The organism is Shewanella chilikensis (assembly GCF_037953065.1).
Lineage (GTDB): Bacteria > Pseudomonadota > Gammaproteobacteria > Enterobacterales > Shewanellaceae > Shewanella > Shewanella chilikensis.
On record NZ_CP149966.1, the window covers coordinates 2,811,219 to 2,835,668 of the forward strand.

At 53.2% G+C, this 24,450-nt stretch carries 13 protein-coding genes, 3 tRNA genes and 3 rRNA genes; 3 read left to right on the forward strand and 16 right to left on the reverse strand.

The window, feature by feature from the left end:
• Positions 1 to 69: 69 nt before the first annotated feature.
• The 6 genes from nagA to agaR are packed head-to-tail and all read right to left on the reverse strand — an operon-like array spanning position 70 to position 6,911.
• On the reverse strand, positions 70 to 1,257 hold the full coding sequence (gene nagA, locus WKR14_RS12785) for an N-acetylglucosamine-6-phosphate deacetylase (protein WP_339086393.1): 1,188 nt from the start codon (positions 1,255 to 1,257) through the stop codon (positions 70 to 72).
• Positions 1,241 to 2,248, reverse strand: a complete 1,008-nt coding sequence (locus WKR14_RS12790) for an ROK family protein (RefSeq protein WP_335923372.1) — start codon at positions 2,246 to 2,248, stop codon at positions 1,241 to 1,243. Before WKR14_RS12790 ends, nagA begins: the two co-directional genes overlap by 17 nt.
• A 3-nt stretch (positions 2,249 to 2,251) precedes the next feature.
• On the reverse strand, positions 2,252 to 3,457 hold the full coding sequence (locus WKR14_RS12795) for an SIS domain-containing protein (protein ID WP_339086395.1): 1,206 nt from the start codon (positions 3,455 to 3,457) through the stop codon (positions 2,252 to 2,254).
• Positions 3,458 to 3,461: 4 nt separating this feature from the next.
• Positions 3,462 to 4,736 carry a class II D-tagatose-bisphosphate aldolase, non-catalytic subunit gene (locus tag WKR14_RS12800; RefSeq protein WP_101056176.1) on the reverse strand — a complete coding sequence of 425 codons (1,275 nt, stop codon included), beginning with the start codon at positions 4,734 to 4,736 and terminating at the stop codon, positions 3,462 to 3,464.
• A 7-nt stretch (positions 4,737 to 4,743) separates the two neighbouring features.
• The gene (locus WKR14_RS12805; RefSeq protein WP_144218360.1) at positions 4,744 to 6,114 is read right to left on the reverse strand and encodes a Gfo/Idh/MocA family protein; all 1,371 of its coding nucleotides are present in this window, start codon (positions 6,112 to 6,114) and stop codon (positions 4,744 to 4,746) included.
• Positions 6,115 to 6,128: 14 nt separating this feature from the next.
• Positions 6,129 to 6,911, reverse strand: coding sequence for a transcriptional repressor AgaR (gene agaR, locus WKR14_RS12810; protein WP_025009833.1), 783 nt, complete (start codon positions 6,909 to 6,911; stop codon positions 6,129 to 6,131).
• Between the two features lie 537 nt (positions 6,912 to 7,448).
• On the opposite strand from agaR, the gene WKR14_RS12815 reads away from it, so the two are divergent.
• Complete coding sequence (locus tag WKR14_RS12815; protein ID WP_339087750.1) at positions 7,449 to 10,091, forward strand: TonB-dependent receptor; 2,643 nt, start codon at positions 7,449 to 7,451, stop codon at positions 10,089 to 10,091.
• A 753-nt stretch (positions 10,092 to 10,844) separates the two neighbouring features.
• Here WKR14_RS12815 and rrf read toward each other — a convergent pair.
• From rrf to WKR14_RS12865, 10 genes are all read right to left on the reverse strand, one after another.
• Positions 10,845 to 10,960: ribosomal RNA gene (gene rrf, locus WKR14_RS12820) — 5S ribosomal RNA — on the reverse strand.
• A 166-nt stretch (positions 10,961 to 11,126) separates the two neighbouring features.
• A tRNA-Val gene (locus tag WKR14_RS12825) sits at positions 11,127 to 11,202 on the reverse strand.
• A gap of 91 nt (positions 11,203 to 11,293) precedes the next feature.
• A 23S ribosomal RNA gene (locus tag WKR14_RS12830) occupies positions 11,294 to 14,289 on the reverse strand.
• Positions 14,290 to 14,636: 347 nt separating this feature from the next.
• Positions 14,637 to 14,712, reverse strand: a tRNA-Ala gene (locus tag WKR14_RS12835).
• A 58-nt stretch (positions 14,713 to 14,770) separates the two neighbouring features.
• Positions 14,771 to 14,847: transfer RNA gene (locus WKR14_RS12840), tRNA-Ile, on the reverse strand.
• A gap of 66 nt (positions 14,848 to 14,913) precedes the next feature.
• Positions 14,914 to 16,458: ribosomal RNA gene (locus WKR14_RS12845) — 16S ribosomal RNA — on the reverse strand.
• Together the 16S, 23S and 5S rRNA genes with 3 tRNA genes alongside form the textbook arrangement of a ribosomal RNA operon.
• 327 nt (positions 16,459 to 16,785) lie before the next feature.
• Positions 16,786 to 17,340, reverse strand: a complete 555-nt coding sequence (gmhB, locus tag WKR14_RS12850; RefSeq protein WP_096142695.1) for a D-glycero-beta-D-manno-heptose 1,7-bisphosphate 7-phosphatase — start codon at positions 17,338 to 17,340, stop codon at positions 16,786 to 16,788.
• A 193-nt stretch (positions 17,341 to 17,533) separates the two neighbouring features.
• A complete protein-coding gene (locus WKR14_RS12855) occupies positions 17,534 to 18,058 on the reverse strand; it encodes a hypothetical protein (protein WP_071237957.1) in 525 nt (174 codons plus the stop codon).
• Between the two features lie 3 nt (positions 18,059 to 18,061).
• Positions 18,062 to 20,185, reverse strand: a complete 2,124-nt coding sequence (locus tag WKR14_RS12860; RefSeq protein ID WP_101053458.1) for an aldehyde ferredoxin oxidoreductase — start codon at positions 20,183 to 20,185, stop codon at positions 18,062 to 18,064.
• Between the two features lie 14 nt (positions 20,186 to 20,199).
• Positions 20,200 to 20,844 (reverse strand): 4Fe-4S dicluster domain-containing protein, encoded by a 645-nt coding sequence (locus WKR14_RS12865; protein WP_039035623.1) that lies wholly within the window; start codon positions 20,842 to 20,844, stop codon positions 20,200 to 20,202.
• Between the two features lie 341 nt (positions 20,845 to 21,185).
• On the opposite strand from WKR14_RS12865, the gene WKR14_RS12870 reads away from it, so the two are divergent.
• Positions 21,186 to 23,513: a multiheme c-type cytochrome gene (locus WKR14_RS12870; protein ID WP_101053456.1), complete on the forward strand. Its 2,328-nt coding sequence runs from the start codon at positions 21,186 to 21,188 to the stop codon at positions 23,511 to 23,513.
• 256 nt (positions 23,514 to 23,769) lie between these two features.
• Entirely contained in the window at positions 23,770 to 24,441 is a 672-nt protein-coding gene (locus tag WKR14_RS12875) for a GntR family transcriptional regulator (protein WP_101053454.1), read from the forward strand.
• The last annotated feature ends 9 nt before the right edge of the window (positions 24,442 to 24,450 follow it).

The window sequence follows — 24,450 nt, forward strand, 5'->3', positions numbered from 1 at the left end:
ATTGTTATTCTCTGTCAATGATTATCCAGCTGCTGCCAAGGACAGATGCCCCATGAAGCTGCTTATTTTTCAAACGCTTTTGCTGCGAACTTCGGCGCCCGCTGCAAGCCTGCCGCCTTGCCAGCGCTTTGACTGATACAGGGCATCGTCAAGCAGCAGCAAGTCAGCCCGCATGCCTTCGGCCAACATGCCTCTGTCATTCAGCCCGGCAAAAGCGGCTGGAGTACTGCTGGCCATGGCAACGGCCTGCTCCAGCGGGATCCCCAGCACCTTGACGGCATAGCGAACTGCCGTTGTCATATCCAATACTGAGCCGGCCAAAGAGCCGTTGAGATCCCTGAGCTCAGTACCGCGGCGCACAACTTTACCGCCGAAAAATTCAAACTCCTGCTCTTCAGAGCCCACAGGCGACATGGCATCAGTCACCAGCATCAAACGTCGACTCCCCTTGGCACGCCAGGCGATAGTGGCGCTGACCGGGTGCAGATGATGACCGTCGAGAATAATGCCGCAAAATGCCCTTGGGTCACTGAGCGCCGTACCCACCATGCCGGGGGCACGCGACTCCAGCTGTGACATGCCGTTATAAAGATGGGTAAAGCCGCTGGCTCCGGCATCCAGCGCCGCCATCACGTTTTCGGCGTTGGCATTGGAATGCCCCAACGACACTCTGACACCGAGCGCCACCAGGCGGCGAACATCTTCAGGCCCTACCCTCTCGGGAGCCAGAGTCACCACACAAACACCCAGTTGGGACACAGCCTCGGCGTAGAGCGCCAACTCAATATCACCAAGCTCCCTTAAGCGGGCTTCACTGTGGCAACCCTTACGCTCCAGTGACAGATGCGGCCCCTCAAAATGGATCCCGGCTATGCCGTCAAGACCGGCTTCCCTGGCACTGATGGCCGCCCCAAGTGCCGCTTGCATTACCCTGATATCGTCGCTGATAAGCGTCGGCAACATGCTGGTGGTGCCGAAACGGCCATGGGCGTCCAACATCAGCTTAAGCGTCTCAACGCTGGGCTGCCGGTTGAACATGCGGCCACCACCACCGTTGACCTGAGTGTCGACAAAACCGGGAACCAGAAGGCCTGCATAGTGAGTTGCCGCCTCACCTTCCTTGGGCGCCTTGGCAATGGTATGAATACGGCCATCGACTATCCGCAGCCAAACCCCATTACTGCGGCTCATTTGCGGCCCGATCAGGGCACCATCGGCACCAATCCAGAACGGGGCCTTGTCAGTGTTGCTGTTCATGCCAACCTCCGGTCAACAGGGTATCCATATCCGCTACCTGCTCGTTGGCGCACACGCTATTGCTCTGTTCCACTTTAGTCGCCAGCGCCTTTCCCAGCATGGCGGCGCCACGAACGCCACTGGCGGCGCCGAATTGAGCGGCGCAAAACTCGGGCAACTGCACCCCATTGAACATATGCCTGGCGGTAGCCTGCGGCAGCGCCGCCAAAATTTCCGGCACTTCGCTCAAGCCGCCGCCGAAGACAAAGATGTCCGGATCCAGACTGAGGATCTGCCCGGCCAACACACTGCCCAGGGCATCCAGATAAGCATCGAAACTGCGTTTGGCTATGGCATCACCGGCGCGCAGCGCCGCCAGCCAAGCGTATGTATCACCCTCGCCGCCAAACTCCCGGTAGATACGACCAAGGCCAGTGCCAGAAACATAGGTTTCGGCGCAGCCTTTGAGGCCACAGCCGCAATCGTAAAGCGGCAAGCCATGGCGCAGCAGCACGCTGGCCGCCATGCCCTGATGGCCGAACTCGCCGGCCAGACAGTGGGCGCCGGTGATAAGCCGCCCTTCGATACAGATCCCGCCGCCAAGCCCGGTACCGAGTATGAGCCCAAGAACTCTGGCATGATCTTTCCCGGCTCCCAGTAAGGCTTCGGACAGGGCGAAACAACGGCAATCATTGCCAAGAGCCACAGGACGCGACAACAAGGCGCCCAGATCTTCGGCCACTTTACGCTGATTGAGGCAAGGTACATTGCTGGAGACCACAGTGCCATCGGCGCGGATCACCCCGGGCAGGGCTATCCCCACAGTGCCCGGGATGCCGGACTCGGCCGGCCAGCGCCTGTCGGCCTCGCTTATCTGCAAGGCGAGTGAGGCCAGAAAGCTCTGATAATCGTCACCCTGAGTCGCAATGCGCCATTTATCCAACAAACGCAATTGTGGACTGAACACCGCCAGTTCTATCTTGGTACCACCGATATCCACACCGTAGTACATGGCTCAATCCTCTGTGTTATCCAGGTTGCCGGGCCGAGTATAAACCGCAAGCGAATGCAGCTTCACCCCCTGCACCACTCTATTGACCTGGCCGCTGGGACAGGGATTATCCGGTGACACCCCAAGCTCCAACGCCTTGTAAAATGCAAGTAGCTGACAGTAAACAATAAAGGGCAGTATCAACCAAGCCTCTTCCAAACTGGCCTGACCATCTTGGGCCAGAGCCTCTTCACTCAGATAACAGATATCCAGCGCCCGCTTATCGGCGCGCAGCTCTGACAGAAGATCCAGATCGTAGGCTCTGGCATAGGGCTCAGAGCTGCCGAGCAGCACTATCTGGGTATCTTCATTCACCAGTGACTTGGGGCCGTGACGAAACCCCAGCGGACTCTCAAAACTGCTGATCACTATACCGGCCGTCAGTTCAAGGTACTTGAGCGCCGCCTCCTGAGCCGCCGCCTTGAGCGGCCCGGCGCCGAGGAACACTATCCGCTTGCAGCAATGGGCCGCGGTTTGCTGCACCCCAGCGAGCCGGGTTTCGAGCAGTTGCTCCGTCAGTGTCAGCACCCTGGATAGTGGTTTGTCTTCCTCAGCAAACAGCAGCAGGGTCGCCAGATACATACAACTGAAGCTGCTGGTCATGGCAAAGCTGCGATCGTGGCTTTCCTGGGGCATCAACCACAAACAAGCCTTGTGACTGTGTTCGGCCGCATAGCTGGCCAAAGCTCCCTCAGGGTTACAGGTCAGCAGCAGATGACTGACATCTGTCAGCAACTCATCGGCCAACGCCAGCACAGCCAGGGATTCAGGGCTGTTTCCAGAGCGGCCATAGGAGACGATCAGAGTCGGCTGCAATGGGTTGAGATGCAGCCTGGGGTGAGAAACAATATCCGTGCTGGACAAGGCTTCCACCCTCTGGCCCGGCAATCTGAGTTGCCGCTGTAAAAAGGCTGCCAACGCCTCGCCGATATAAGCCGAAGTACCCGCGCCGGTGAGAATAATCCGCAGATTGTCCTTGGCCAGCAAGGGATTGAGAAAAGCGCTGAGCTGCGCTTCCCTATGTTTGAAATCGGCCTGTAATTCGCGCCAGAGTGTCGGCTGCTGGGCTATCTCGGTCGCCGTCCATTTACCGCTCTCCGGCGCTTGCCAAAGCGGGTTGGCGGCAGATTTTGGATACAAGTGGGTCTTTGATAGGTCACTGACTTGCATTGATTTATCCTTCGATGGCAGCAGGCTGACAGGCGCTGGCATAACGGTTAAGCACCAGGCCGATATGATGGAGTACCAGCTCAATCGCCGTGGCAGGCAGCTCGCCTCTGACCACGGCCGGATAGGCCAGCGGCAGATATTGGCTGATAAGAGGTTCGGGAATGGGGTTTGCCAGATTGGCCAGCAGCTTGTCTATGGTCAGTGACAATTCGGGCCAGTAGTAGCGGATCCTGTCACTGTAACTGAATCCCAGTTGCCAATCCCGCAGCGCAGGATCTGTATAGAACGACTGCCAGTATTTGGGCTCAGACAACATCTTCTGCTCACACAGGGCTCTAAGCCCTGAGCGTTTCGCCGCCGGCACCAGCAAGGCCTCTATATGATCCAGGGCAAACAGCCCCTCGCGCAGGGCAAAAGTCAACTGCGGCCCCACTTTGAGAATGGCAAAATGGCCGGCCACCAACTGGGCGTAATGCTCCGGCAGCTGATAATCTGTGGAGTGGGCTTCAAACACCAGGTTGGGCTGCTCACGAATAAAGCGGCTCTGCTCTTTGGTGAGCGTATCATCATACTGATGTACCCCGGCATTGCCGAACTCCACCCCTGGCTGCACCACCAGCGCAATCACCCGCTGCCAAACCTCCTCCCCAAGCCCTTCGGCGGCAAAGGCCTGTTTGTGGGCGCTAATGGTGTGTTTCATCGCCGCGACCGGGGTGATCTGCAGCCCCTCCTCCAGCGAACTGACACCACCGGGAGCGGGTACTTCAGTGCCTATCACATAACAGAGCTGTTGCCCCGGCGCCTTGGCCGCTTCTGCGGCGCGGCACAGTCTGGCGGCGCGCGCGGCAATCACCTCATCGGCAAGGGGCGTGTGTTCCTGATGACAAGCCATGCTGGCATCCAGATGAATTTTACAAAACCCCGCCTCGACATAGGTCCGCACCATGGTTTCGGCCTCGGCCATCGCCTGCTCGGCAGTCAGGTGTTTCCAGGCCACCGGCCCCAAGTGATCGCCGCCGAACAGCAACTGCGCTTCGGCAACACCTTCACTTTGGGCCAGGATCTTCACAAAGGCGATAAAATCGGCGGGGGTCATGCCTGTATAGCCGCCGTGCTGATTGACCTGGTTGGCCGTAGCCTCAATCAGCAAGGGCGCCCGTTGCCGCGCCGCATGACGCAGAGCGGCGCGCAGTACCAGCGGCTGGGCCGAACAGACGGAATAAATCCCCGCCTGCTGCCCGGCCTTGTTGGCCTCAATAATGGATTTGAGTGCAGACATGCTTACCTCAACCTACAATGCCAAGCGGTTTGGCGCTCTGCCACACGCCACGGGTAAAGTCGGGGAAGTCCTTGGAGTTACCGCGATCGGCCACTGAAGCCGCCGACAGAGGCTGCACCGCCGACCAGGCCGCACCGTCATACACATCCTGATCCAGCGGCTCGCCGTTACGCAGGCAGTAGATCATCCGCCAGCACATTAAAAAGTCCATGCCGCCATGACCGCCATTCTTTTCGGCCGCCTCGCCCATCTGCAACCACAGCGGATGATCATACTTGGCATACCACTGGGTCATATCCTCGTCCCAATGGTGGAAGCTGCCACTGCCGCCCTGCTCCAGCGCTATGCGGTTGGGAAAACCGGCAAACACCCCATTGGTACCCTGAATCAGGTTATGGCGGCTGTAAGGACGCGGCGTTGTGGTGTCGTGTTGCACCATGATGGTTCGGCCTTTAACCGTCTTGATAAGACTGGTATTGATATCGCCGCAGATATAGTTGAGCTTGTTGCGGGCATGGTCGGCGGGGAATTCACGCTTGGCATAGGCTGCGCGCCCAAGCGACGGAGAGCTCATGGAAGTGAGATAGTCGAACCTATCGCCGCGGTTGATATTCATGTACTGGGACACAGGCCCCAAGCCATGGGTAGGATACAGGTTACCGTCAATCAAGGCGTGATACTTGGTGCGCCAGGAGCCCGTCTTGCGATCTATCTCCTTCATCTGCCAGCGCAGCTCGTGAATATAAGCGGCTTCACCGTGCAGCAGTTCGCCGAACAGCCCCTGGCGTACCATGTTGAGCACCATCAGCTCGTCGCGACCGTAGCAGACGTTTTCCATCATCATGCAGTTGCGCTGGGTTTGCTCGGCTGTGTCCACCAGATCCCAGAGCTGCTCCATGGTGATCCCCATAGGCACTTCAACAAAGGCGTGTTTGCCGGCCAGCATAGCCTCTTTGGCCATGGGGTGGTGCCATTCCCAAGGTGTGGCAATGACCACTATGTCCACATCCTGGCGTGCCAACAATTCACGATAGGCGTGTTTGCCCTGGGAATAATAACCGGGCTGGGCCAAGCCTGCGTCACTCATTACCTTCTTGGCACGTTCTATGACCAGGGGATCGGTATCGCAGATAGCTGTTACCCTGGCACCTTCTATGTTGTTGAAATGGTGAATGAACCCCACACCTCGCTCACCGACGCCGATTAGCCCCACCCGCACTTCGGCCATTTTCGGAACCACCAGCCCCATGACAGAGCGGCCACTGGCCTTGGGTGCCAGTGCAGATGAACCGGCATTGGCGGCGCAGCCAGCCAGCGCCGAGGCAGCAGCTGTGGCCACTGAAGCTTTCAGAAAGGAACGACGATCAAAACCAGACATAACTTCTCCCCTTGTTATTTGTTTTTATCTATCAGGTGCAGCTGCACCCCTTGCTTGGTGAGTTCTTCCACATAGCGCTCGGGAATGCCGCTGTCGGTCACCAGTTGCTGGATCTGCCGACTGGCACAAATGACATGAAACGCCTGTTGGTCGAATTTGGATGAATCGGTAACTACTATGATCTCGCTGGCAATCTCACACATCATGCGGTTGAGACTGGCTTCCTTCTCAAAATGGGTGGTGAGACCTGCCTTGAGATCAAAACCATCCACCCCGAGGATCAGCTTGTTGAAGTTGTAATCCCTGAGGCTCTTCTCGGCGATGGAACCATAGAAAGACATCGACTTCTTACGCAGCAAGCCGCCGGTGAGCATCACCTCAACGTCGTCGGAACGCGCCAGCTCTGTGGCTATGTTAAGGCCGTTGGTCATCACAATAAGATCTTGATGTTCAAGGAGGTTGGCCGCGACTTGCTGGGTAGTGGTGCCCGAGTCCAGCAACAGGCGGTCGCCATCATTAACCAAAGAGGCCGCCACCTTGCCCAGCTCCTGCTTCAGTGCCGAGTAGCAGTGGCCCTTCTCTTTCAGTGACAGTTCACGAATAAGGTCGGAGTTGACCATGGCGCCGCCACGGGAGCGCACCAACAACTGCTTTTGATCCAATACCGCCAGATCCGAGCGTATGGTGACTTCCGAGACCCCGAAGCGATTTGCCAGCTCGGTGACCGACACCTTTCCCTGTTGTTGGGTCAGCCGGACTATCTCCTGCTGCCTCTCAATAGTGTTGAGATTATTCACTGCACTCTTCCTGTTTTGTTTGTTGCGCTCTGGAGCAGGTGACCCTGCACTAACTTTCGAAAGCTTTCAATCTACTAGCAACATCGTCGAATTATAATAACAATTCTTATACCACAACGACTTAAGCCAAAACCAACAACAAATTTTCACTTTCAACTAGCTAAACTATGCATCAAACCGAAAACAATTAAAAGACATTTTACATTTTTTCATTGATCAAACAGAGTTTTTAACGCTATAAATAAGCAATCGAAAGCATTCCGCTGTTTCCAATGCTTTCGTTAAACAACAAAAGCGAAAGGCATTAAGCCTGATAAAAACAAACAGCGGGGAACCCATGAAGCTCTTAGCCACCCAACCTGCCCTAATTGCCCTGGCAGTTGCCAGTGCGCTGGCAACACAGCCGGTTACGGCCAATGACGAGTCCGACAAGAAAACAAGGCTCAAACACAACAAAACTCAGCTCAACAGCAGGATGCCGAGCTGGAAAGGATCCAGGTAACGGGTATCCGCTCAGCCATTAAGGAGTCGCTGTTTCTGAAACAGAATGCCACCGCAGTGGTGGATCTTGTGGTGGCCGATGACATAGGCAAGTTTCCGGATGAAAACCTGGCCGAAGCACTACAACGTATTCCCGGGGTGACCATTACCCGCAACGGCGGCGAGGGACAGAACATACTGATCCGCGGCCTGGGGGACGGCTACAACATTACCACCCTCAATGGCCGCAAACTGGCGTCGGACAACGCCGGGCGGGACTTCAACTTTGACACCATAGCCTCGGAGCTGGTCAATGTGCTGGCGGTTTACAAGTCTCCCGAAGCGCGGCTCACCGAGGGAGGCATAGGGGCAATTGTGGATATTCAGACCCGCAAGCCTTTGGATTTGGACGGTTTTACCCTGCAGGCCTCGGCCAAGGGTATCTATGAGTCGCGCACCGAAGACCTGCACCCGCACGCATCTCTCATCATAGGCGACAAGTCCGATGACGACAGTTTCGGCGCTCTGTTTTCCGCCGTTTACTCCAAGAAAACCCTCAGGGCCGACACCTATTCCGCCGATGGTTTTTTCGATGAAGAGGAAGGCTGGGGTGTCGACAGCGCCGGGGTGCCGGTAGACACCAACGGCAATGGTGTGATTGATGAAGGCGAAATCTACGCCTCCAAAATACCCAGTTACATGTACTATGCCAACGCCCAGGACGTACGCGAACGCATCGGTGGCACCCTGGCGCTGCAATGGCGGCCTCTGGATAATCTAGATGTCAATTTCGACGCCCTCTACTCTCGCTACAATACCGATGGACACAAATACCAGATAGGGTTTGTCAACTACGACGAGGAGTGGACACCGGGTACCCCGCTGTTCAGCGATGCGCAGTTCGATGAGCTGGGGCGAGTGGTTTCCATGCGTCAGCAGGGCGACAACACTATGGTGGAGCTGCTTAACCTGAGCACACCGCGCAAGACAGACACCTACCAACTGGCACTGAATACGGCGCTGTTTATCACCCCCAATTGGTCGGTCACCGCCGATCTTGCCTACTCGGCCGCCAAGAACAAGAACAAGGGCGACAATCGCTTCATCGTCGCCCGCGGCTTTGTCGACAGCATAGATATCGACTACACCAATGGTCAGATGCTGCCGGATGTGGTGATAGGCCCGGGACTCACCAGCGAGCAGACCTATGGTGCCCACTACAGCCTAAACAGTGGCACAGGCGTGGATGACAAGGTAACGGATCTTAAGCTGATGACCCAGTATTTGCCGGAAAGCGGCTTTATCAGCAAGCTGGATGCTGGGATAAACTATGTCAAACAGGTCAAGAGCCAGAATGAGTTCAGATCGAAAAACCCCAGCCAATTCAGTCGCGGCGGCTACTATCTAACCCGCGACGGTTATGCTTTTGACGGCTCGGGAGTCTTCACTCAAGGCGAGTTTGAGCTGTTCCAAATTCCGGGCAATGTGTTTGTGCCCGCCAACTTCGATAACTTCCTCGACGGCGAAAACAGCATCTCACCGGATCCCTGGCCCAGCTTTGACTATGACAAGTTGCTGGAATACTACCGCTCCATCAACAGCGATGCCGCCAATGAGGCCATAGTAGCCAGTGCCAATCAGGCCGGTACTTATGAGGTAAGCGAGGCTGTGACCTCGGCCTATGTGCAGATAACTATTGAAGAGCTGCTGTTCGATCTGCCCTATATGCTCAATCTGGGGGTCAGGGCCAGTCGCACCCAAGTCGATTCCGAAGGCTTTGGCTATGACTTGAGCAAGGTAGTGCTGGATGATGCCGGTCAGCCGCTCAACGATGACTGGCGCACTGTCAGCCCGGTAAACTACAGCGACAGCTATACCAACATATTGCCAAGCCTCAACTTCAAGCTGAACCTGCAGGACGATCTGCTGCTGCGTATCTCGGCCGCCGAAGTATTGAGCCGCCCGTCACTCTACTCGCTCAGAGTCTGGGCCGCGCCCAACTTCACCAGTCAGGAACAGGGCTTGCCAACTCTGGTGCGCGGTAATCCCGGAGTTGAACCCGAGCAGGCCAAACAGGCGGATCTGGCGCTGGAGTGGTATTACGGCGACAGCAGTTCATTGAGCGGCGCCCTGTTCATCAAGGATATCGACTCCTTTATCTCTGATGAAAAGACCCCCATGGAGGTCGATGGCAACCGTTACCTGGTAAGCCAGCCGGTTTCCGGACAGTACGGTGCCAAAGTGCAGGGCTTTGAAATTGCCTGGCAACAATCCCTCGAACAGTGGTTGCCTGAGCCGTTCAACGGCTTTGGCTGGCAGCTTAACTACACCTATGTGGACAGCAGTTATGACGATCCTGAGCTGAAAGCCAAGGATCTGCCCTTCAAGGGGATGTCCGAGAACTCCTACAATGCCGTGCTCTACTATGAGCAGTATGGTTTGCAGGCGCGCCTTGCCTATAACTGGCGCAGCAAGTTCCTGGTGGATCCGGATGCCTGGGGCGGCCCGGCCTGGATAGACGACTACGGCCAGTTGGATGCCAGCATCAGCTACGACATCACAGACAACTTGACCCTGTTCAGTGAAGCCTCCAACCTGACCAACAACCGCTACTCCGGTTACATCAAGCGCGAAGATCAGGTGAATTATCTGGAACGCTTCGGAACCCAGATAGCCGTAGGTATTCGCGGCCGCTTCTAAACGGAACCAAGACGGATCCCCAAGAGTAACCATCTGACTGACTCAAGCTGCACTAAACACAAAGTGAGTATAAAGTAGTTCCAAATACAGAAAGCCACCTGATTCAGGTGGCTTCTCTACTTAAGTCTCGAGTACCTTTATTGAAGATAGCGGTCGGATGAAATCTCTGTGCTCCAAGCGCTGGATAAATCAGAGACTGGATAAATCTGACTAGACAAACGGGTCGAGCCATTCTCAATATCTCCACAGCAGCATCTCACATGGGGGCGAAAGACATCTGCTCATCAAGCACAGCTTGATAGATGGCTGTAGCGCGAAGCCGCTTGGCTGCGAGCTGAGGGGCACACACTGCGCCAGCCGCTTTGGGCTGCATCTCGCTGGAAACGAGATAAACAAAAAAGCCCTAGCATTTAGCTAGGGCTCTTTTGTTACTGCTTTGTCTTCACTCATTTCTTTGATAAAGAGTAAAAAGTGAAGACCAAAGTGGCGTCTGGCGATGGCCAGCTTCGAGCAAGCTCTACGCATTCGTCTGTCGCATCAAACTGAGTTTGATAAACACGACAACCTCACCCTACTCCACATGGGATTGTGCCTCACTGCGTTCGGACTCTGTATCTTCCCCATGTGAGAGTGGACATATCAAAATACTATTAAAACGAAAAATCCCCAACACAAAGTGCTGGGGATTTATCGTTACTGTTTTGTCTTCACTCATTTCTTTGATAAAGAGTAAAAAGTGAAAACCAAAGTGGCGTCTGGCGATGACCTACTCTCACATGGGGAGACCCCACACTACCATCGGCGCGATTGCGTTTCACTTCTGAGTTCGGGATGGGATCAGGTGGGACCACAATGCTATTGTCACCAGACATATTCTTACTGGTTAATTGTCCGTCTGACGGTATTGTTTCCTCGCTACGCTGCTCATGTACTTCAGTACACTGCGCGGCTCGCTCGTCACGGCTTTGTCAGCCAAACAATTACCTGCGTCATTAACCTTTGTTCTTCAATTCAGAAAGCTGTTGCTTTGAAATATGGTGGTCGCTACTGGGATCGAACCAGTGACCCCCTCCTTGTAAGGGAGGTGCTCTCCCGGCTGAGCTAAGCGACCGGTATTCTTGGCTGTGCTCTTTTCAGAGCCTGAGTTCAAACTTCAATCAAGTATCTAACTTCTTCAAGTCCGTAAAACCCATCTGGGTTGTATGGTTAAGCCTCTCGAGTCATTAGTACAGGTTAGCTCAACGCCTCGCAACGCTTACACACCCTGCCTATCAACGTCCTGGTCTCGAACGGCTCTTCAGAGGTCTCTAGGACCTAGGGATGACTCATCTTGGGGCTCGCTTCCCGCTTAGATGCTTTCAGCGGTTATCGATTCCGAACGTAGCTACCGGGCAATGCCATTGGCATGACAACCCGAACACCAGCGGTTCGTCCACTCCGGTCCTCTCGTACTAGGAGCAGCTCCCCTCAATCATCCAACGCCCACGGCAGATAGGGACCGAACTGTCTCACGACGTTCTGAACCCAGCTCGCGTACCACTTTAAATGGCGAACAGCCATACCCTTGGGACCGACTTCAGCCCCAGGATGTGATGAGCCGACATCGAGGTGCCAAACACCGCCGTCGATATGAACTCTTGGGCGGTATCAGCCTGTTATCCCCGGAGTACCTTTTATCCGTTGAGCGATGGCCCTTCCATTCAGAACCACCGGATCACTATGACCTGCTTTCGCATCTGCTCGACGTGTCTGTCTCGCAGTTAAGCTGGCTTATGCCATTGCACTAACCGTACGATGTCCGACCGTACTTAGCCAACCTTCGTGCTCCTCCGTTACTCTTTGGGAGGAGACCGCCCCAGTCAAACTACCCACCAGGCACTGTCCCTAATCCCGATAAGGGACCAAGGTTAGAACATCAACACTACAAGGGTGGTATTTCAAGGTTGACTCCAACAAGACTGGCGTCTCATCTTCATAGTCTCCCACCTATCCTACACATGTAGGGTCAATGTTCAGTGCCAAGCTATAGTAAAGGTTCACGGGGTCTTTCCGTCTAGCCGCGGGTATACGGCATCTTCACCGCAATTTCAACTTCACTGAGTCTCGGCTGGAGACAGCGTGGCCATCATTACGCCATTCGTGCAGGTCGGAACTTACCCGACAAGGAATTTCGCTACCTTAGGACCGTTATAGTTACGGCCGCCGTTTACCGGGGCTTCGATCATGAGCTTCTCCGAAGATAACCCAATCAATTAACCTTCCGGCACCGGGCAGGCGTCACACCGTATACGTCATCTTGCGATTTTGCACAGTGCTGTGTTTTTGATAAACAGTTGCAGCCACCTGGTATCTGCGACTGCCAGCAGCTTACGACGCGAGGTCTTCACCGCCGGCAGCGTACCTTCTCCCGAAGTTACGGTACCATTTTGCCTAGTTCCTTCAGCCGAGTTCTCTCAAGCGCCTTGGTATTCTCTACCCGACCACCTGTGTCGGTTTGGGGTACGATTCCTGCTAACCTGAAGCTTAGAAGATTTTCCTGGAAGCATGGCATCAACCACTTCATCCCCTTGGGGACTCGTCATCAGCTCTCAGTGTATGTGTGCCCGGATTTGCCTAAGCACACCACCTACTACCTTAAACGCGGACAACCAACGCCGCGCTGGCCTAGCCTTCTCCGTCTCTCCATCGCAGTTAGCAGAAGTACGGGAATATTAACCCGTTTCCCATCGACTACGCCTTTCAGCCTCGCCTTAGGGGTCGACTCACCCTGCCCCGATTAACGTTGGACAGGAACCCTTGGTCTTTCGGCGAGGGGGTTTTTCACCCCCTTTATCGTTACTCATGTCAGCATTCGCACTTCTGATACCTCCAGCGGGGGTTACCCCTTCGCCTTCAACGGCTTACAGAACGCTCCTCTACCGCATCAGCGCATCCCTCATACGACTTAAACACCCCGTTGCATCTTTCGACTCAACGTGTTGGGTGCTTGGGCGTCATTCACAAAGTGAATCACGCCAGCAAATCGCATCAGGTGATGCGCTGATACCCGTAGCTTCGGTGAATTGCTTAGCCCCGTTACATCTTCCGCGCAGGCCGACTCGACTAGTGAGCTATTACGCTTTCTTTAAATGATGGCTGCTTCTAAGCCAACATCCTAGCTGTCTAAGCCTTCCCACATCGTTTCCCACTTAGCAATTACTTTGGGACCTTAGCTGACGGTCTGGGTTGTTTCCCTTTTGACGACGGACGTTAGCACCCGCCGTCTGTCTCCCGGATAGCACTCTTTGGTATTCGGAGTTTGCAAAGGGTTGGTAAGTCGGGATGACCCCCTAGCCTTAACAGTGCTCTACCCCCAAAGGTGTTCGTCCGAGGCGCTACCTAAATAGCTTTCGAGGAGAACCAGATATCTCCCGGTTTGATTGGCCTTTCACCCCCAGCCACAAGTCATCCGCTAATTTTTCAACATTAGTCGGTTCGGTCCTCCAGTTGATGTTACTCAACCTTCAACCTGCCCATGGCTAGATCACCGGGTTTCGGGTCTACACCTAGCAACTAAACGCGCAGTTAACACTCGGTTTCCCTACGGCTCCGCTATTCGCTTAACCTCGCTACTAAATGTAAGTCGCTGACCCATTATACAAAAGGTACGCAGTCACGGTCTCAAGGACCGCTTCCACTGCTTGTACGTATACGGTTTCAGGTTCTATTTCACTCCCCTCACAGGGGTTCTTTTCGCCTTTCCCTCACGGTACTGGTTCACTATCGGTCAGTCAGGAGTATTTAGCCTTGGAGGATGGTCCCCCCATATTCAGACAACATGTCACGTGTGCCGCCTTACTCGATTTCATCTCTGGTTAGTTTACGTGTACGGGGCTATCACCCTGTGCCGCTGTGCTTTCCAACACATTCCACTAACACCCCAAAGACTTAAGGGCTAATCCCCGTTCGCTCGCCGCTACTTGGGGAATCTCGGTTGATTTCTTTTCCTGAGGGTACTTAGATGTTTCAGTTCCCCTCGTTCGCCTCAATACGCTATGTATTCACGTATTGATGACAGCTTATGCTGCCGGGTTTCCCCATTCGGACATCGCTGGCTCAAATGCTTGTTACTAGCTCACCAACGCTTTTCGCAAGTTACTACGTCCTTCATCGCCTCTGACTGCCAAGGCATCCACCGTATACGCTTGGTCGCTTAACCATACAACCCGGATGAGTTTTCATCGGATTGTATTGCAACCAGCTTAGGTTTACTTGTCTCACTTCCGGGTTAAGGAAGTGGACTCGCCTTGAAGAATTTCCAAAACACTTGATTGAAGTGTTTGAGAACTCAATTTTGTATTCATCAATTCCAACTTCTAAGAGTCGTCTTGATGTCTACTATCAGCTTTCCAAATTGTTAAAGAGCAACCTCCATGGAAGGAGGGAGTGTCGAAAATTGTATGGAACAATTTCGACCGGGCTTAAAAAAGCCAAAGATAAATACTGACTTATCTTTGGCGTCTCTCGTCCTTTGTAGAGTGACGGTTCCAGCACTTCCAAGGGAAGTGGTGGAGCTATGCGGGATCGAACCGCAGACCTCCTGCGTGCAAGGCAGGCGCTCTCCCAGCTGAGCTATAGCCCCGTATTTGATTCCTTCGCCAACTAAACCGAAACCGGTTTAACACAAACAGCGGAAGAATTGGTGGGTCTGAGTAGACTCGAACTACCGACCTCTCGCTTATCAGGCGAACGCTCTAACCACCTGAGCTACAGACCCCCATGCTCTACTTCTTTTATCAAGCAATCTGTGTGAACACTCAACAAACACCAATTATCGCTTAGGTAAGGAGGTGATCCAGCCCCAGGTTCCCCTAGGGCTACCTTGTTACGACTTCACCCCAGTCATGAACCACACCGTGGTAAACGCCCTCCCGAAGGTTAAGCTATCTACTTCTGGTGCAGCCCACTCCCATGGTGTGACGGGCGGTGTGTACAAGGCCCGGGAACGTATTCACCGTGGCATTCTGATCCACGATTACTAGCGATTCCGACTTCATGGAGTCGAGTTGCAGACTCCAATCCGGACTACGACCGGCTTTATGAGATTAGCTCCACCTCGCGGCTTCGCAACCCTCTGTACCGACCATTGTAGCACGTGTGTAGCCCTACTCGTAAGGGCCATGATGACTTGACGTCGTCCCCACCTTCCTCCGGTTTATCACCGGCAGTCTCCCTAAAGTTCCCGGCATTACCCGCTGGCAAGTAAGGATAGGGGTTGCGCTCGTTGCGGGACTTAACCCAACATTTCACAACACGAGCTGACGACAGCCATGCAGCACCTGTCTCTCAGTTCCCGAAGGCACACCTGCGTCTCCGCTGGCTTCTGAGGATGTCAAGAGTAGGTAAGGTTCTTCGCGTTGCATCGAATTAAACCACATGCTCCACCGCTTGTGCGGGCCCCCGTCAATTCATTTGAGTTTTAACCTTGCGGCCGTACTCCCCAGGCGGTCTACTTAATGCGTTAGCTTGAGAGCCCAGTGTTCAAGACACCAAACTCCGAGTAGACATCGTTTACGGCGTGGACTACCAGGGTATCTAATCCTGTTTGCTCCCCACGCTTTCGTGCCTGAGCGTCAGTCTTTGTCCAGGGGGCCGCCTTCGCCACCGGTATTCCTCCAGATCTCTACGCATTTCACCGCTACACCTGGAATTCTACCCCCCTCTACAAGACTCTAGTTTGCCAGTTCGAAATGCGGTTCCCAGGTTGAGCCCGGGGCTTTCACATCTCGCTTAACAAACCGCCTGCGCACGCTTTACGCCCAGTAATTCCGATTAACGCTCGCACCCTCCGTATTACCGCGGCTGCTGGCACGGAGTTAGCCGGTGCTTCTTCTGCGAGTAACGTCACAGCTAGCAGGTATTAACTACTAACCTTTCCTCCTCGCTGAAAGTGCTTTACAACCCGAAGGCCTTCTTCACACACGCGGCATGGCTGCATCAGGGTTTCCCCCATTGTGCAATATTCCCCACTGCTGCCTCCCGTAGGAGTCTGGGCCGTGTCTCAGTCCCAGTGTGGCTGATCATCCTCTCAGACCAGCTAGGGATCGTCGCCTAGGTGAGCCATTACCTCACCTACTAGCTAATCCCACCTGGGCTTATCCATCAGCGCAAGGACCTAAGTTCCCCTGCTTTCCCCCGTAGGGCGTATGCGGTATTAGCAGTCGTTTCCAACTGTTATCCCCCACAAATGGGCAAATTCCCAGGCATTACTCACCCGTCCGCCGCTCGTCATCTTCAAAAGCAAGCTTTTGAAATGTTACCGCTCGACTTGCATGTGTTAGGCCTGCCGCCAGCGTTCAATCTGAGCCATGATCAAACTCTTCAATTAAAGTTTTGGTTGATTCCGAAGAATCGACTCAATGAATTCTGTTCGTATGAACACTCTTCATCGAGTTAAATCGTTTTGTCGATTTCTCAATGCCTGTGAGTGTCCACACAGATTGCTTGATATATTGTTAAAGAGCAAAAGAAGCCAGCCAAGCATTTCAACTTAAAGCATTCGATGCTTGAATCTTTGACTTCCAGACCCTGTCGCGGGTCAGTGGTTGCGCATTATAGGGAGCCTGAATTTTTGCGCAACCCCTAAAAGGCGATTTTTCTTATCAAAGCCTTCGAGTGATTACTATTACACCAAGAAGTCCGATAATCCGCCAAATTAGGCCAGTGATGCCAGATATTTAGGTACATCGGCAATGCTATCCAGTACTACGCTCGCCTCATCCATGGCTTCCTGAGTCACCTCTTTGCCACTTCTGACCAGGATCCGCACCGGGATCCCCGCCGCTTTGGCGGCGCGCATATCATCAGCCTTGTCACCAACCATTACACTGGCGGCAAGATCCAGCTTAAGAAAACTGGCAGCACTGTTGATCATTCCTGCCTTGGGTTTACGGCAGTCACAATCCTGCTTGTATTCACCTATGCCCTTCTCCGGATGGTGCGGGCAGTAATAGATACCATCGAGATCCACGCCCTTGTCGGCAAAGTTCCAATCCATCCATTCAGTCAGGCTGGCAAACTGCTCTTCAGTGTAGAGCCCACGGGCAATCCCCGACTGATTGGTCACCACCACCAGCTTATAGCCTTGTTGCTTCAACGCCAGGCAAGCATCGAAGACGCCTTCGATATATTCAAAATCATCTATTTGATGTACATAGCCGTGATCGACATTGATTACACCATCTCTATCCAAAAAAACCGCTCGGTTCACTGTTTGCCTCCCAGAAAGCGAATGGCGATATTATTCCACTCATTGCGGCAAAATGCACTGTGAGAACAGGCTTATGTTGTGAGCTTGACGGCAGAGGATAAGAAAACCCGGGCATTGGAGCCCGGGATAAGTGCCTCGCCCGGATGTCTGATGCTCGGGAGCACGCCCGCAGGGAGGCATCAGACTTCCGGGCTCAGCATGACCATTCAAACGGGTCGTAGTCTGCGAGCACTCTGGCATATTCAGGACTCAGACCATCGGTGGAGAAGTAATACCCCTTGCCATCGTTGCCTATGTCATAGCGTATGTCGTCATATTCCGGCATCGCCAGCAACTGTTGTCGCAGCGCTTGCTGCGCTTCGACATCCAGGCTATAAGGGGGATACCCCAAAACCGAAGCCTCAAGCACAGCGGTATGGCGACAACTGGCTTCGCGGATCTGCTGCGCCAGGGTCGCGGCAACCTCGCCGCGTTGCAGTGCCAACCAACGGTTGGCATAGCTGTCGACCATGTAACGGTCTGAATAGAAAAAGTGTTCTCCCTCTGATACACGCATCTTCAGATCCCTGTGTTCAGGCGCCAGGATCAAACGGATATACTCTTGTACCGCATCCACAGCCTTCTCTGTGTCATCCCCTGCCACAGCCAACAGCTGCGGCAGGGAAACCAGACGTCCGTGCTGGCTGAACAACCGGATAAAGTCCACCAGTTCCAGCATGCTTTATCCCGGCAACAAGCCACGGGCCTCCAGCGCATCGGCGGCATAACCCAGGCCGAATTTTTCCAGGGTTGATCTCAGCGGTGCCCCGGTTTGCCTGTCCCAACCAAAATCGTCATAGAACATATCCAACGCCTTTTGAATATCGTCCCTGTCCATCTTGATGGTGCCTTCATCGCCGAAGGCTTTGTCGGGATCCAGGTCGTAAACCCAATCACTGAGCACATCGTGCTCATTGCGCATATTGATCTCATTCATTTGAATGATGGTCAGCGCCCGGTGCAAATGCAGTACCCGCTCGGCCATAAAGTCGAGCTCAGTCTCAGTCACTTCTTTACCTGTGACCAAAGAGAACATCTGGGATTCTATGGTGCTGTCTCCGCGATAGTTACGATTCTTGTCCGGCGAAGCCAGCAAGGGGAACATCCAGTTACAGAGAGTCAATGAGTCGTGCAGCACATTTTTCACCAAAGACCACTTGGCGAACTTAACCTTGGCCGGGTTTATTGGGGTATACCATTTCACCTTATCAAAGGCCCCTTCGCCCCAGAATTCGGCGGCTATGGTTTCTATCATATCCTGAGGCAAGCCACAGTTAACAATATTGATATGGGAGTGACACTGAGCATCGCGGTTGAACACCATGTTGATCAGGGTGCCCACCTGCCCTGCGGTCTCACTGGCATGGTGCACAGCGGCGTTGGTCTTCTTATTGAAAATTTTCACCGAGGATTCTTTGTGGATATCCCAATAACCGAGATCCGGATTACGTCCATCCAGTTTCCAGCGCTCAATGAGATCCGACATGCCATCGGCCATATGGGCAATTTCCCCTTCGCGATAGGCGATACGGCGGTAAAAATCGATAAGAAACGCCGGATCTTTCTTGTCCCACAGATCCCATGGGATGCTGTCAAACTCCTCTTTAGGCAACAGATATTGGAACATATCGTGTTTTTTGAGGTACTTGAACAGGTGCGAAATCAGACCATAGTTACACCAGATGCCGTAATCGTCGATCAAGTTACCACCCAGCGCACCTGTCATAGCATGTTCTTCCGAGCCCTTCTTGGTATCCATCAGATACTGAGGCGCCAGGAATCCCATGCAGACGTTGGAGATATGTTCGCTCTTGCGACCATATTTCTGTTTCAGCTCAGGCACCTTTAGTTCACAGAAGCAGCGAATGGGGCAGGCATGGCAGCCACCGGTACGCTTCATCCATTTGTTGGCGTACTCTTCACCGAAGTACATCTCGGCCATTGAGGTACGGAAGCCTACCTTGTTACGTTCATTCCAAGGCACCTCGCCCAGCTCAATCTGCTGATCCGATTGCCCCCATTTAAGTCCGGGACGCGCCTTCCAGCGGCTAATACCATTGGAATATTCGGCCCAGGACTGCGGAGTAGAAGGCACAACCCCTTGGTTATTGGCGCCTATAATTCCCAGAATATGGTCATCGAGCCGACGCATGTTAGTGTTATCGGCGGCAATGGCCACAGCCCCTGTACCTATGATGCCTATCCCTTTGAAGTTCTTTGACCCTAGTACAGCTCCATGGCCTCCGGCAGAATGTCCACCCTGAGTCATAATCACTGACAAGGGCACCTGATTCTCCCCCGCCTGGCCTATGGCAGCCACCTGGGCATTGGGGCCCATCATTTCGGCTATCATGGCGTGGGTATCAAAAATCCCCTTACCCCAGAGCGCGGCGGCTGATTCCAATGTAACTTTACCGTCTTCAACTCTGAGCCATACCGGTGCAGCGGCGCGACCTTCAATGGCGATGGCATCAAATCCAGCATATTTCATTGCCGGTGAAAAGTGACCACCGAAATGTCCATCAGAAATCAGATGATCTTTAATCACTGGGCTGCGGGAAGTAATAGTAGTACGACCAGTACAAATCACCCCGGAACCGGTTAATGGTCCGGCGGAGAATACAATAATATTTTCAGGGTCTGTGGCCTTAATATTATCTTTATGGCCATCCCAAAGAATCTTATAGCCTATCCCCATACCACCAATATAATCATGATACTTATCGGTTGACTCTGTTGTAATATCACCGGTTGTTAAATTAACTCTTAATACTTTACCGGCCCATCCACCAAGTTTATCTGTCATTTTCTATTACCTCATTAACCGATCAGGCCAGTATATTTTTCATATTGTTCGAGTGCAGCTTCCGCCTGTTCCCAGGTATAAAACTTAATCGCACCGGTTGGACAAACCTGGGCGCAAGCCGGTTCGCCCTGACACAGATCACACTTCACGGCTTTCATTTTGCTACGCACAACTTTGATCACTTGTTGCGGACATTTATCGGCACAATAACCACAGCCGACACAGCGCTTTTCATCTATCACTTTAGCGCCGGTTTCCGGATGAGTTGAAATAGCCTGCTGCGGACAGACCTCTGTACAAACCTCACAATGGCGACAAGTGGCCGGCACCACAGTGCGGTCGCCGCATTCCCCCCGCTGTTCTGTGTAATTGAACTGCACGCCATGAGGCCCATAGTTCATGTTGTGTTCGACTTTGACCCTTGCCAGGGTTGGGCTGCAATCGCCTTCATGGTTCCAGCCACAGGCGATTTCACAGCGACGGCAACTGACGCAGATAACCGGATTAACCACCATCAATCCACCGGGTAACACCTCAACCTTTTCATCGCTGTCGTTGTCGCTGCCACAACCGGTAAGAAAGCTGATAAGCGTTCCACCATAGACAGTGCCTACGGCAGCTCCCATACTCCCTTTCAGCATTCCTCGTCTGGTAATCATATTGCGTTCCTTAATTAGTTTAAGAAATATTATTTAAATATGCATACACCAAAAACCCGACGACTCATGCTAATTAAATCCAGACATTTTTTCCCAATCTGAGTCACATTTACTCACAGGCAAGTCAGTCAATCTCATTATCTAAAACCACAATCAAATATTAAAATTACAATCTTCTAAAAATAGAAAAACACAATTTAGACTGAACCTGCGCTTATCAGTTATAGCTGGAACATATTGACGATGGTCACAGACAAATTATTCAAATCAAATAGATTAAGCCTCGCATACATTCCTAATTAGAAATCCCGACAGAATCTAAAAACTTAAAGGAATGGGAAATGATGAAATTCAAGCCTAAAAACGCCTGGTGGAAACTATCTCCACTGGTGGTTTGCTTATTGGCTGCATGTTCCGATGGCGATGACGGCCAAGTGGGTCCTCCGGGCGAAGTGGGGATCAATATTGCCAAAGCCAAATCACTGCAGGCCAATATCGAAGCCGTCACCATAGATGAGCAAACCCGGGTTTCGGTCGACTTTTTCTTAAGCGACTCCAACGGTGTTGCCGTAACAGGGCTGGAACAACTGGAACAGGTTTCAGCCTTGGCCATGGGCATAGCCAAATTGGGCAGCGCTCAGCCCATGTACGGCGATTCAAAGCCGGTGGAGGGACGCTATGAAATAAGCCGCGCCCCCCAATGGATAAGCTATATCAATAAACTGGTTGAGCCGGGAACAGGGGCAACAGCAAAGGCCGCAGCACAGTGGCAAGCCGGGATTGAGAGTGACTGTAAACTCGATTGTCTGCAAAGCTTAGGCCAGGGGCGTTACCGTTATCAATTCAGCAAGGCACTCAATCAATACCCAAGCTTTGAAGGGCTAGATACCCAGTATGAGAGTGATAAGACTCACAGGGTCTATCTTGAACTCAAACCCGCTGCCGACAGTTCCCCGAGCAGTATGCTGATCAACAGTGTCTATGACTTTATTCCTGCAACCGGCCAAGCCGCCGCAGCCGAAGACAGCCGGGTACTGATGGATCAGCAGCAAGCATGTTATCGCTGCCACGGCAGTGACAGGGATAACAGTGAGGCGCGTTTGTTAATGCACGGCAGTAAGCGTTTTGCCTTTGAAGGCTGTGTTATGTGTCACACCAGCTATTCAGGCGACCCTGAAACCGGCTCGGCGCTTGATATGGCGACCCTGACTCACAAAATTCACCAGGCCGATTATAAGGTCGTTGGCTATCGAGGCCATGAATATGACTACAGCCAGTTGCACTATCCAGGTGATATCAACGACTGTAAGAGCTGTCATATTCCCGATGCGGCGCCGCAAGCCAACCAATACTTTATTCCCGGCAGTAACAGCTGCCTGAGCTGTCACAGTAAAGATGCCCCGGATGACTGGAATGGCAGTGCCAGTGCTTTATTCCACGATAGAGAACTCTTCCCCAGAGGATGGCAACAGAGTTGCTCAGGCTGCCATCCGGATGCCAGCAATCCAGAAGGCGCAGGTAAAATCCACTTGAGCCTTGGCAAGACAAGTAAACTCATCAAACAGGAGTATGCCTTTACGATCTCCGCTGCCGCTATCGATGGCGACAAGCTGAATATCGGCCTGGATTATCGAAGTCAAGGACGGCTGCCGACTGATGATCCGGCTATTGAGTCTTTGTGGCTGACCGTCAGTGGCGATCCCGAGCCGCTTAATCGTCCGCTCAACAATGGTCAGCACAAGATTTGGAATTTGGCCAAACCTGGGGACGACGTCACCCTTGCCATGCAGGGGCACAGTCTCAGCGCCGCCATAGGCCCGCTTCAGATAGCGGACTTCGGTGAGCTGGACAAGACTCGGGTTCGGGCGAAACTGCTTGTCTGCGCCGATCCCAATACAGGCTTTGCGGTGGCTTGCGATACCAACTCTACCCGCATCGAGGTGATTGCCGAGAACGCATTGTCGCTCACCGGCGCTCCGGCGAGCAGCAAAGCCATTGCTGATGAAACCGCTTGCCAGCGCTGTCATGACAGCGATATGCAGCAGCGGGTTGTCAGCGCTCATACGCTGGCCAGTCATTTCCAGCCAGCTAATGACAGTTGTGGCAGTTGTCATGCGCCTCAAGGTGCCACGGCCCTGACTGATAAGAGCTGCAACGACTGCCACAACAATGGCACCAATATGTACCTGAATGCCGGGCTGAAACATACTCCGGGCATGGATCAAGTAAAAGCGGTCCGTACCCTGAATAACAGTCTGAATTACAGGGAAATGGTGCATTCGCTGCACAGTGGTACCCGTACTGTAGCCGGTATGGGTGGCGATAGAGAGGCGGCCACTTATCCCAAGCCAGCCAATGATTGCCGCGCCTGCCATAGCAAGGGTCAACTTACACTGGAAGGCCTGAGCCAAAGCGCCTCCGTGTTGGTCGCCACTCCCGGCGCCACCGAGAAAGGCCAGTTGGCTGAATACTCGCCAACGGTTGCAGCCTGTGGTGGCTGCCATATCCAGGTGGATAAATGGGCCAGCCATGCCGAAGCCTTCGGTGGCGTTTTCCAAAAAGATGCCAGTGGTGGACCTGTGTATCAGAGCGGCAGTGAAAGCTGCGCCATCTGTCATGCCGAGGGACGTAATAACGGTGTCGACAAGGTACACGGCCTCAAGGATTGAGCCACATTGTCTTATCGGACAAAACGGCGCTTAGGCGCCGTTTTTGTATGCTGTTTTTATCAATTCAGGAGCTCAAACCTGCCAATCCGACATAGCTGCGATGTTTGCACCAACTTAGCACTGCTCTGCTCGAAATCCACCATCACCTTGAACAACGCAGAAACAGGACCCCCTAGTGGTTTCCCTTTATTTATCTGAATATTCGCTGTAGTCTTAATCGGATCAAAACCGAATAACGTATACAAAGACGGGATCTATGAGCCGAACTACGCCCATCGTTCATAAAACGCGCACTCAGGTTGTGGTCGAAGTGTTGCGGGAAAAAATTCTTTCAGGGGAAATCGCAGCCGGTGAACCGTTGCGTCAGAGCGCCCTGGCAGAAGAGATGAATGTCAGCCGGATTCCGGTCAGGGAAGCCCTTTTGCAACTGGAAGCCGAGGGTTTGGTCAAGTTTGAAGCTCATAAAGGCGCCACGGCTACCGAACTATCGGTTGAACAAGTCAGCGAGTTATTTGAACTCAGAGCACTGATTGAAACTGATCTCCTTGCCAAAGCCATTCCAAACCTGCAGGATGAAGATCTGCGTCAGGCCGAAGCCGTACTGGACAAACTGGAATCCGCCTTTAAACAGGATAATGCCGTGGGCAGTTGGAGCGAACTCAACACAGAGTTCCACACAAGTTTGTACCGCGCCGCCAACCGTCCCCATACCATGGAAGTCGTACATGGTCTGAACACCAACTGTGATCGCTATATACGCTTACAGTTGTTGCTGACAGGCGGGATCCCTCGAGCCGAACAGGATCACAGGGATCTACTGCAATTATGTCGGCAAAAGAAAATAGATGAGGCCGTGGTCCTGTTAAGGGCCCACATACTGCACGCTGCCAATGCCATTCAGGAATTGGTAGCCCAACAGGTGAGCTGAAAAATCACG

Bases quoted from the DNA above. Each gene is read 5' to 3' on its own strand.
- nagA (WP_339086393.1), bottom strand. From the start codon at position 1,257: ATGAACAGCAACACTGACAAGGCCCCGTTCTGGATTGGTGCCGATGGT.
- WKR14_RS12790 (WP_335923372.1), bottom strand. From the start codon at position 2,248: ATGTACTACGGTGTGGATATCGGTGGTACCAAGATAGAACTGGCGGTG.
- WKR14_RS12795 (WP_339086395.1), bottom strand. From the start codon at position 3,457: ATGCAAGTCAGTGACCTATCAAAGACCCACTTGTATCCAAAATCTGCC.
- WKR14_RS12800 (WP_101056176.1), bottom strand. From the start codon at position 4,736: ATGTCTGCACTCAAATCCATTATTGAGGCCAACAAGGCCGGGCAGCAG.
- WKR14_RS12805 (WP_144218360.1), bottom strand. From the start codon at position 6,114: ATGTCTGGTTTTGATCGTCGTTCCTTTCTGAAAGCTTCAGTGGCCACA.
- WKR14_RS12855 (WP_071237957.1), bottom strand. From the start codon at position 18,058: ATGCTGGAACTGGTGGACTTTATCCGGTTGTTCAGCCAGCACGGACGT.
- WKR14_RS12860 (WP_101053458.1), bottom strand. From the start codon at position 20,185: ATGACAGATAAACTTGGTGGATGGGCCGGTAAAGTATTAAGAGTTAAT.
- WKR14_RS12865 (WP_039035623.1), bottom strand. From the start codon at position 20,844: ATGATTACCAGACGAGGAATGCTGAAAGGGAGTATGGGAGCTGCCGTA.
- WKR14_RS12870 (WP_101053456.1), top strand. From the start codon at position 21,186: ATGATGAAATTCAAGCCTAAAAACGCCTGGTGGAAACTATCTCCACTG.
- WKR14_RS12875 (WP_101053454.1), top strand. From the start codon at position 23,770: ATGAGCCGAACTACGCCCATCGTTCATAAAACGCGCACTCAGGTTGTG.